This is a genomic window from Embleya sp. NPDC059213 (assembly GCF_042754445.1).
Taxonomy (GTDB): Bacteria; Actinomycetota; Actinomycetes; order Streptomycetales; family Streptomycetaceae; genus Embleya.
In genome coordinates this window covers 37,673-47,106 of sequence record NZ_JBHZAV010000074.1, presented here as the reverse complement: position 1 = coordinate 47,106, position 9,434 = coordinate 37,673, and the positions used below count along the sequence as shown (strand labels likewise).

The following is a 9,434-nucleotide window of genomic DNA, read 5'->3' as shown; positions in this document are numbered from 1 at the left end:
ACACGCTCGAAGCTACGTGTTCCGGCACGCGTGCCGTGGCGTTTTGCCGAGAATCGAGGGAGTTGCGCCCCCGTGCTGCTCGCGGGGACGATGTCGGTTCTCGGGGATCCGCCGGTGACCTCCCAGGTCTTGAGGACGGCGGCCACCGACGCCTCGGTCGAGCCGGGGCGCTCAGTGCCTTCGGCCGCCGCGCAGGTGCAGGCGTTCCCCCGGGAACCGTTCGCGGAAGCGCCGGTCGTGCGAGACCGCGACCACCGCCCCGGGGTAGGCGGCGAGCGCCGCCTCCAGGTCCTCGATCAGGTCGAGGGCGATGTGGTTCGTCGGCTCGTCGAGTACGAGGAGGTCCGCCGGCCGGGTCACCAGCCGCGCGATCTGCAGCCGCCGTCGTTGCCCCGCGGACAGCGCCGCGACCGGGACGGGAAGGTCCTCGCTGCGGAACAGGCCCAGCGCCAGCAGTTGTTCGGCGTATTCCTCCGGCAGCCCCGGGCGGCCGGCCGAGAACGCGGCGAGCAGCGGGAGGCGGGTGGCCCGCGCGGGCAGTTCCTGGGCCAGGTAGGCGATCCGGGCCGTCCGACGCACCGCTCCCGCGTCCGGTTCCAGTTCGCCGGCCAGGACGCGGAGCAGGGTCGTCTTGCCCGCGCCGTTCTCGCCCGTGACCAGCAGGCGCTGCCCGGGGGCGATCGCCAACAGCTCGTCCAGACGCAGCCGTTCGCCGACCGCCACCCGGTCCAGCTCGGCGAGCGGGAGGTCGACGGGACGTTCGCCACCGGCCGCCGCCGGCACCGTGGTGAACCGCAGTGGTTCCGGCGGCGCCGCCACCGGGTTGCGGCGCAGGTGGGCCAGCCGCTCACGGACCGCCCGTACCTGCCCTCCGAGTTTCGCCTCGTGGGAGCGGCGGTGCTTGCCGAAGCCCTGCCGCGGATCCTTGCCGGTGCCGGCCAACCGCTTCCCCGCGGCGTCGAGCAGCTCCTCGGCATCGGCCACCTCTTCGAGCCAGTCCGCGTGTTGCTGCTCCGCGCGGCGTCGAGCGGCGGCCTTGGCGGCTCGGAAACCCGCCCAGCCGTCGCCGTACCGGTGCACCGTGCGTGTGTCCCGGTCGACTTCGAGGATCGTGTCGGCGATGCGCTCCAGGAAGCCGCGGTCGTGGGTGACCGCGACGACCGTGCCGCGGTGCGCGCGCAGGCATTCCTCCAGGTGGTGCACGGCCGCGGCGTCGAGATGGTTCGTCGGCTCGTCGAGGAGCAACAGTTCGGGGGCGGCGGCCAACACGCAGGCGAGCGCGAGCCGCGATTGTTCGCCGCCCGAGAGCGAGCCGAGCACGCGGTCGCGGGTGACCCCGACGAGCCCGAGCGCGTGCATGGCGGCATCGACGCGGGCGTCCGCCCCGTAACCGCCGCGTTCCTCGTACACGTTCAACAGGTCGCCGTACGCGTCGAGTTCGTCTTTCGACGCGTCGGCGAGGCGGGCCTCTGCGGTGCGCAGCCGGTGTTCCAGGTCCCGCAGTTCGGTCAGGGCGAGGTCGACGGCGTCCTGCACGGTGCGGTCCGGGTCGAGGTCGAGGGTCTGGGCGAGGTGGCCGATGCCGCCGGGGAAGTCGACGGTGATCCGCCCGGCGTCCGGGGCCTCGGCTGCGGCGAGCAGCCGGAGCAGGGTGGATTTGCCGGAGCCGTTCTCGCCGACGACCGCCGCCTTCTCGCCCGGGCGGATGGTGAAGGAGACCTGGTCCAGGAGGGTGCGGGTGCCGTAGGACTTGCTGACGTCCTGGACGGACAGTTGCGCCACGGCGGCGGGCGAAGGGGTGCCGGAAGTGGTGTGGGCGCGTTCGCGCATGTGACTTTCCCTGGGCATGCGAAGTGTCTACGGGCGGCGGAATCGGCGACGTCGGCCGGGCCCGGACTCAGAGAGAAAGTAGAACAGTGCCACCCATCCACCATAACAAGAGACGCGGCCGGCGCGGCGGCGACCGCGCGGGCCGGCGGTCGGTCAGTGCTTCGTCGCCGGCCCCTTCGACGTGTCGATGGCCGGAGCGATGTCGGTGTCGGGATCGGCGCCGGCCAGCAGTTCGGCCACCCGGCGGGTGGGGTAGTCCGCGGCGGCGACCTCCGGATAGTGCAGGTCGAAGGCCGGGGATTCGGAGCGCACTCGGGGCTGCCGGGTGAAGTTGTGCCGGGGCGGCGGGCAGGGGGTCGCCCATTCCAGCGAGCGACCGTATCCCCACGGGTCGTCCACCACGACCCTGCGTCCGTATCTGTGCGTCTTCCAGACGTTGTACAGGAACGGCAGCGTGGACAGGCCGAGCAGGAACGAGCCGATGCTGGAGACCGTGTTCAGCGTGGTGAACCCGTCGCCGGCGAGATAGTCGGCGTAGCGGCGGGGCATGCCCTTGGCGCCGAGCCAGTGTTGCACCAGGAAGGTGGTGTGGAAGCCGACGAACAGGGCCCAGAAATGGATTTTGCCGAGTCGTTCGTCGAGCATATTGCCGGTGAACTTGGGCCACCAGAAGTGGAATCCGGCGAACATGGCGAAGACGACGGTGCCGAAGACGACGTAGTGGAAGTGGGCCACGACGAAGTAGCTGTCGGTGACGTGGAAGTCCAGTGGCGGAGAGGCCAGGACGACGCCGGTGAGCCCGCCGAAGAGGAAGGTGACCAGGAAGCCGATCGACCACAACATGGGGGTCTCGAAGGACAGCGACCCGTTCCACATGGTGCCGATCCAGTTGAAGAACTTCACTCCGGTGGGTACGGCGATCAGGAACGTCATGAACGAGAAGAACGGCAACATCACGGCACCGGTGGGGAACATGTGGTGTGCCCAGACGGTGACCGAGAGTCCCGCGATGGCGATGGTGGCGGCGATCAGGCTCTTGTAGCCGAAGATGGGGTTGCGCGAGAAGACCGGGAGGATCTCGGTGACGATGCCGAAGAACGGCAGCGCGATGATGTAGACCTCGGGATGGCCGAAGAACCAGAACAGGTGTTGCCACAGCAGTGCTCCGCCGTTGGCGGGGTCGAAGACGTGGGTACCGAACTTGCGGTCGGCCTCCAGCGCGAACAGGGCCGCTGCCAGTACCGGAAACGCCATGATGACCAGCACCGAGGTCAGCAGGACGTTCCAACAGAAGATCGGCAGCCGGAACATGGTCATCCCGGGTGTACGCATGCAGATGATCGTGGTGATGAAGTTGACCGCGCCCACGATGGTCCCGAAGCCGGACATCGCCAAGCCCATGATCCACATATCCCCGCCGATCGACGGCGAGCGCACCAGGCCGCTCAGCGGGGTGTACGCGAACCACCCGAAGTCGGCCGCCCCCTGCGGGGTGAGGAACCCGGCGACCGCGATCAGCGAGCCGAACAGGTAGAGCCAGTAGGCGAGCATGTTCAGGCGGGGGAAGGCCACGTCCGGTGCGCCGATCTGGAGCGGCATGATCCAGTTGGTGAAGCCCGCGAACAGGGGTGTGGCGAACATCAACAACATGATCGCGCCGTGCATCGTGAACGACTGGTTGAACTGCTCGTTGGAGATGAACTGCGTGCCTGGGCGCGCCAGTTCGGCGCGCATGCCGAGTGCGAGCACGCCACCGAAGAGGAAGAACAGGAACGATGTGACGAAGTAGAGGTTGCCGATCGTCTTGTGATCGGTGGTGGTCAGCCAGTTCACCACGATCTCGCCTCGGCGGGCCGAGCGCGGAACGGTCTCCGTCTCCGTCTCCGTCGCCGTGGGCACGGTGGTCGGTGTCGGCGCCTGGGTGTCTGTCATGTGTTTGCTCCGCGGGATGCTTGGCACAGGGACGCCGGGTCGACGGCGTGACCGGCCGCGTTGGTGCTTCCGTTCACGAACCGCCTCCAGGGGGCACCACGACTCGCTGTTGACGATCATGGCGGGTCACCCATAGCTTTCTCGCCGATGGGCACTACCCGTATGGGGTATGGAAGACCCGGGCGGGCGAAGGGTGAACAGCACATGGGGGACCGGATGCACCGACAGCAGGGACACCTGATCTCCGCCGGCAAGGGCCACGCCGTCTTGCACGGCATGCACTGAAGCGGGTCCGACCGCAATGCCCTGGCCGAGCGCGATCAACGGCACGGGCCGGGTCGACGTCCGCACCTCTGCCTCCGTTCCACCCATGCTCCACCCCCGCTGCTCCACCTCCGCTCCGTCCCGCACCGCGCGGCCGTGGCCGTCCGGCCGGCGGGGTCAGGAACGGCCCGGCACCGGTTGCCCCGTGCCGTAGGCGGCGGCCATCGGGGAACTGCCCATGGTGACGAAATTGCGAATGCCGGCCAGGTAGGCGTCGCGGTCGACCAGTCCGTCGCGGTCGTTGTCGAGGGCGTCGAATGCTACGGCGGCATCGGCCTCGGCGTTGCCTCCCGCCGCGCGCAGGCGGATGAACTCGGCGCGGTCCAGGCGCCCGTCGGCGTCGGCGTCGGCGATGTCGAACAGGGAACCCAGGGCGGGTCGGCAGGAGCGTTCGAACGCGTCGTGCCCCACCCACGAGCGATATTCCTCGAACGTCACGCGTCCGTCGTGGTCGGCGTCCATGTCCTGGAAGACCGCCTCGTGGGCGGCCCGCGACGCGACGACGACCGGATGGTGGGCGTCGCGGCCCACGGCGGAGGCCACGCGGTCGACCCGGGCGAGATATTCCTCGTGGGTGATGGCTCCGTCGCCGTCGACGTCCAACATGGCGAAGATGCGGTGCTGCGGTGAGTCGGACACTGCGCTCCCTCCAGGGTGCTCCATGGCTTTGCAGCCGCAAGATACCCAGGAAGGGAGTAAATGCTCCCCTATCAGAGCAAGTCGTATAAGCCGTACAAAGGGCGTACGTGGGAGGCAGGGCGAACCCCTGGCAACGGACTCACCGTTCGACGCGGCCCCGGATGGCGAGTGCGGCGAGGCCCGGGAGGACGGGTCCGACGAGGCGTGAGGCCATCTCGATCTCGGCCCCGGTGGAGGTGAGGCCCTGGCCGGAGGCGGCGTCCGCGAGGAAGGTCGCGCCGAGGAAGCCGGCGTCGGCGGTGAACGTCGCGTGGTCGAATCGGGCGATGCCGAGGTGGGGAAGACCGGTGGTCGGGTTCCGAAGGGCGTGCAGGGGCGCGGTCAGGAGGGGGCCGTCGAAGCTGCGGCCGCGGTGGGCGAGGGCACCGGCGGCACGTCGTTTCCGGTGGGTCGTGCCGAGGTCGGCTCTGTCGGAGCGTGGTGCAAGAGTGCCGCGCATGTCTCTTGCCGAGCTCACCTTCGACCGGTGGCGTTCATTCGACCTCTCCACCGCCCGCCGAGTCGCACGACAGGCGGCCGATACGGCAGGCGGTCGTGTTGTCGCCGTCGAGGCCGTGGAGCACCTCGGTGCCCGGATGCACCGCGTCCGGATCGAACGGGACGCCCAGGAATTCGCCCTGGTACCGGGTGGCGTCGTCACGCTCGGATTCGACCTCGACACCTGGCAACCGACGCCCGAACAGGTCGCCGACTACCGGCAGAGCGAGCAGGCGGGCTTCGGGTACGGACCCGATCTGCGGGCCTATCTCGCTCACCTGCTCAGTCCGCGCCGGCAGGTCACCCTCGCGACGGTGCTGATGGCGGTGGAGGACGAGAACCTCACCGAGCCGCCCACCGACATGCCGGGGGTGCTCGCGGCGCGAGGTCTGCGGATGCCGAACTCCGATGAGTGGGAACACGCCTGCGGAGCCGGCGCGACCACCCTGTTCCGATGGGGCGACGACTGCCCCCTCGACCGGAGCCCCTACGAGGATCACACCGGCCCACAGCACGGACCGAACGCCCTGGGCCTGCTCATCGCCTACGACACGTACCGGACCGAGCTGACGAGCGACGTCACCGCGGTGCACGGCGGCGACGGCGGCGAGTCGGTCTGCGGCGGCTACGGCCGCCTGATCGCATGGCTGGCCCTGGCCACGGCCAACCGCAATCCTTTCCTCGCCACCGAATTCGTGTACACCTCGGATGGCGAGGACATGTACGAGGAATTCTCCACCCGGCCCGTATTCGCGCTCTGAGCCTGGGCCCGAGCCGGGATCGCGCCGCGTCGGCGCTGCCGCGTGGGCGTCAGGAAGTCATGGCGGCTCGGTCGGACTCGCTGCGCAGCACGCAGAATTCGTTGCCTTCGGGGTCGGCGAGGACCGCCCAGCCCGAACCGTCGGGATTGCGGTGATCGGCAACGAAGGTGGCACCGAGGCCCAGCAGTCGGTCCACCTCCTGATCGCGCGACGTCTCGGGGCGCAGGCACAGATGGATCCGGTTCTTGATCGTCTTGGCCTCGGGCACCTGGTTGAAGTACAACACCGGGCCCTCCGCCAACAGCACCTGGACCTCCCGGTCGCCCGGTCGGTCCGCCGGATCCAGCGGCCGGCCGGTCACCCCGCTCCAGAACCGGGCCAGCCCATAGGCATCCACACAGTCGATCGCCACGTTCTGCAATACCGAGACCATGCGGGCGAGCCTTCCCGATCTGCACGCCGAATACCACCGAGTTCCGCTCCCGCCTCGGAACGTACGGCATCTCACGCGACGATTTCGGCCCCGGCCCCGGTAGTCGGCGCGCGGCACGGTCTCGATCAGCGGGGCGCCGAGCCCGGTGTGCAGCCCGGGTGCGAACTCGGCGGACGGCGTCACGGCATCCATCGTGTTCGCACCCCCTCGACCCCGACCCTCGCGAGTCGTGCACACCGCCACGGCCGCCACCGCCGCCGGCCGAAGGCTTCGACGGGAGACGGCCGTCGAGGTCCATGGCCCCGTCCCGGTCGAACCGTCCGGTCGCCGAAGGCGGTCAGCGGAGGTCGCGGATGAGGGTGCGGAGGATGGAGTCGACCTTTGCCTCCTTGAACTCCTCCGAGCCGATCAGCAGGGTCACGGCCCGTTGGCCGTCGTCGGTGACGGTGTTCCGGATCTTGTGTCCGGTCTCCATGAAGCCGCTGTGTCCCCAGGTGACCAGGCCCGGGGCCTGTTCGTAGCGCTCGACGCCCAGGCCGTAGCGCGCCCCCCGCACGGTGGGGTCGGGAACGGTCCGCTTCATCTCGGCGAGCTGGGCCGGGGCCAGCAGTTTCCCGCCCATCAGCGCGGACCAGAAGGCGGTGACGTCGGCGCCGGTGGAGACCAGCGCACCCGATGCGTCGGCTCCCGAGGTGTTCCATTCCGTCCAGTCGAGTTCCTTCCCGGACCGCCTGACGTAGCCGCGCAGTTCCGGCTCGGGGAGGGTGGTCCGGTCGCCCGGCCAGGAGGTGTTGCGCAGGCCGAGGGGCTTGACGATGCGCTGTTCGATCTCGGTGGCGATGCTGCGCCCGGTGACCTTGGCGACGATCATTCCGGCCAGGTTGTAGTTGGTGTTGGAATAGGAGAAGGGCTTGTCCTCGGGCGGGGGCAGGGTCAGCGCCTGCTCGATCGTCTGCAGGGGTTCGATGTGATCCCAGCGGTGCGCGGTCTCGTCCCGCCAGAACGGTGCCTCCAGGTAGTCGGGCAAGCCGCTGGTGTGCTGGAGCAGTTGCCGGAGGGTGATCGTGCGTCCGTCGTAGGTCCCGGTGCGGATCAGCCCGGGCAGATGACGGTCGACGGTGTCGTCGAGCCCGAGCTTTCCTTCGCCGACGAGCTGGAGCACGACCGTGGCCACCCAGGTCTTGGTATTGCTGGCGATGCGGCTGTGCTCGTTGCCGACGACCTTGCGGCCCGTCTTGCGGTCGGCGAGGCCCACACCGCCGGTCAGGACGCCGCAGCGGGGACTCTGCACCGTCATGCCGACCCCCGACGCGCCGACACCGCCCAGTGCCTTCAGCGCCGCCTGGACGGGCCTGGTGTCACACGGCGGTGCTGCGGCCGATGCGACAGGGGCGGAGGCGGTCAGCAGGGGGACCGCGACCGCCAGGGCCGCGACAGCGCTTGTCCGACGACGCATGGGCTCTCCATCTCCGATGAGGTTGGCTGCGAGGTAACCGGTTGCCCACATTGTCGAACGTGTGTCGAATGCGGGCGTGTCGTGCCCGTCCTGGAGTTCCGCGCGGGGTTGCTGTGCGCTGCGGACAGGTCATCTCATTCGAGGGAGCCGTGGGTTGTCCGTTCGTTCAAGGATTTGCGGCCGGTTCGTCCCGGGGTACCAACGTCTGGGACCGGCCCGGCGAGGGTGGGCGGCCGGCGACGGCCGGGCAATGCCCGGACCACGTAGGCCACTTCGCCGGTCACGCCTTCGTGGGCGCAGCCGACGCGGCCCGGCCTCGCCGGCGTAGGGTCGTGCCGTATGTGGGAGCGCAGCAGCCCGGGTGCGGGCACCGAGGAGCCGTCGATGCCGGGCCGGGATCGGCTGCGGGCCGGGCGGTTGGCCGGATACGGGGCGGTGAGCACGCAGCTCTCCCTGCTGAGCGACCACCGGCTCGGGGAGGTGGTGGCAGCCGCCACTCCGCTCGGGTCCGGCATCGGCGGCCGGTCGGCGGAGTTGCACGTCGACGGAACTCGCGTCTTCGTCAAGCGCGTCCCCTTGACCGACACGGAATTGCGCCCGGAGAACGTGCGGTCGACGGCGAACGTCTTCGGGCTGCCGATGTACTACCAATACGGGATCGGATCGGCCGGGTTCGGTGCCTGGCGAGAGCTTGCGGTGCACACCATGACCACGAACTGGGTGCTCGGCGACGAGTACGCGGGATTCCCGCTGATGTACCACTGGCGGGTCCTGCGCGATTCCGCTCCCGAAGGATTCACCGACGAGTTCGGGGGCCTGGAAGGCGCTGTCGCGCACTGGGAGGGATCACCGGCCGTACGCCGTCGGCTGGAGGCCATCGGCCGGTCGTCGTCCAGCCTGGTGCTCTTCCTGGAGTACGTGCCGCACACCCTCGGCACGTGGCTGGCCGAGCACCGCGAGACCGCCGTGGCGGAGGGCGAGGAGGGCTCGCTCGGTCTTCGGGTGGAGGAGGCGTTGGCGAGCGGGGCCGCCTTCATGGGCTCGCGCGGACTCGTGCACTTCGACGCGCACTTCGACAACATCCTGACCGATGGTCACCGGCTCTACTTCGCCGACTTCGGACTCGCCCTGAGCTCCCGATTCGACCTCTCGGCGGACCAGGCCACCTTCCTCTCGCAACACCTCGCGTACGACCGCTGCTACACCGCGAGCCACCTGCTCCACTACCACCTGCTCGACGGCGTGGGAGGCGACGCCGAACGCGACGCCTTCGTGCACGACTGGATCGCGGGCCGGCGACCCGACGGCATCCGGCCGGACATCGCGGCCGTCATCGACCGGCACGCCCGCCCTGCCGCCGTCCTGGCCACCTTCCACCGCCGCCTCATCAACGAGAGCAAGCAGACCCCCTTCCCGCACGCGGAGATCGAACGAGCACTGAGTCCCGACCCCACCACCCCGAACTGACCGAGCCACCCCCACTCCCCGGACCCGGACATCGAACGCCCCGGCCACCACCGAA

At 69.5% G+C, this 9,434-nt stretch carries 8 protein-coding genes; 2 read left to right on the top strand and 6 right to left on the bottom strand.

All coding sequences use genetic code 11. From position 1 onward, the window contains the following. Window positions 1-171: 171 nt before the first annotated feature. From abc-f to ACFXMF_RS25935, 4 genes are all read right to left on the bottom strand, one after another. A complete protein-coding gene (gene abc-f / locus ACFXMF_RS25950; protein ID WP_360314207.1) occupies window positions 172-1,830 on the bottom strand; it encodes a ribosomal protection-like ABC-F family protein in 1,659 nt (552 codons plus the stop codon). Between the two features lie 153 nt (window positions 1,831-1,983). Continuing rightward, window positions 1,984-3,762 carry a cytochrome c oxidase subunit I gene (ctaD, locus tag ACFXMF_RS25945; RefSeq protein WP_379987876.1) on the bottom strand — a complete coding sequence of 593 codons (1,779 nt, stop codon included), beginning with the start codon at window positions 3,760-3,762 and terminating at the stop codon, window positions 1,984-1,986. 441 nt (window positions 3,763-4,203) lie between these two features. After that, window positions 4,204-4,725 carry an EF-hand domain-containing protein gene (locus ACFXMF_RS25940; RefSeq protein ID WP_360314203.1) on the bottom strand — a complete coding sequence of 174 codons (522 nt, stop codon included), beginning with the start codon at window positions 4,723-4,725 and terminating at the stop codon, window positions 4,204-4,206. Window positions 4,726-4,864: 139 nt separating this feature from the next. Then, entirely contained in the window at window positions 4,865-5,224 is a 360-nt protein-coding gene (locus tag ACFXMF_RS25935) for a hypothetical protein (protein WP_360314201.1), read from the bottom strand. On the opposite strand from ACFXMF_RS25935, the gene ACFXMF_RS25930 reads away from it, so the two are divergent. After that, entirely contained in the window at window positions 5,223-6,023 is an 801-nt protein-coding gene (locus tag ACFXMF_RS25930; RefSeq protein WP_360314199.1) for a hypothetical protein, read from the top strand. The two genes, ACFXMF_RS25935 and ACFXMF_RS25930, sit on opposite strands and share 2 nt — an antisense overlap. Before the next feature lie 49 nt (window positions 6,024-6,072). On the opposite strand, the gene ACFXMF_RS25925 is transcribed toward ACFXMF_RS25930, so the two are convergent. Together ACFXMF_RS25925 and ACFXMF_RS25920 are read right to left on the bottom strand one after the other, a co-directional pair. Continuing rightward, window positions 6,073-6,456: a VOC family protein gene (locus ACFXMF_RS25925; protein WP_379987875.1), complete on the bottom strand. Its 384-nt coding sequence runs from the start codon at window positions 6,454-6,456 to the stop codon at window positions 6,073-6,075. A 337-nt stretch (window positions 6,457-6,793) separates the two neighbouring features. Further along, on the bottom strand, window positions 6,794-7,912 hold the full coding sequence (locus ACFXMF_RS25920) for a serine hydrolase domain-containing protein (RefSeq protein WP_360314195.1): 1,119 nt from the start codon (window positions 7,910-7,912) through the stop codon (window positions 6,794-6,796). 384 nt (window positions 7,913-8,296) lie between these two features. Here ACFXMF_RS25920 and ACFXMF_RS25915 point away from each other — a divergent pair, with 384 nt between their 5' ends. Further along, window positions 8,297-9,379: a serine/threonine-protein kinase gene (locus ACFXMF_RS25915; protein ID WP_360314293.1), complete on the top strand. Its 1,083-nt coding sequence runs from the start codon at window positions 8,297-8,299 to the stop codon at window positions 9,377-9,379. Window positions 9,380-9,434 lie beyond the last annotated feature (55 nt).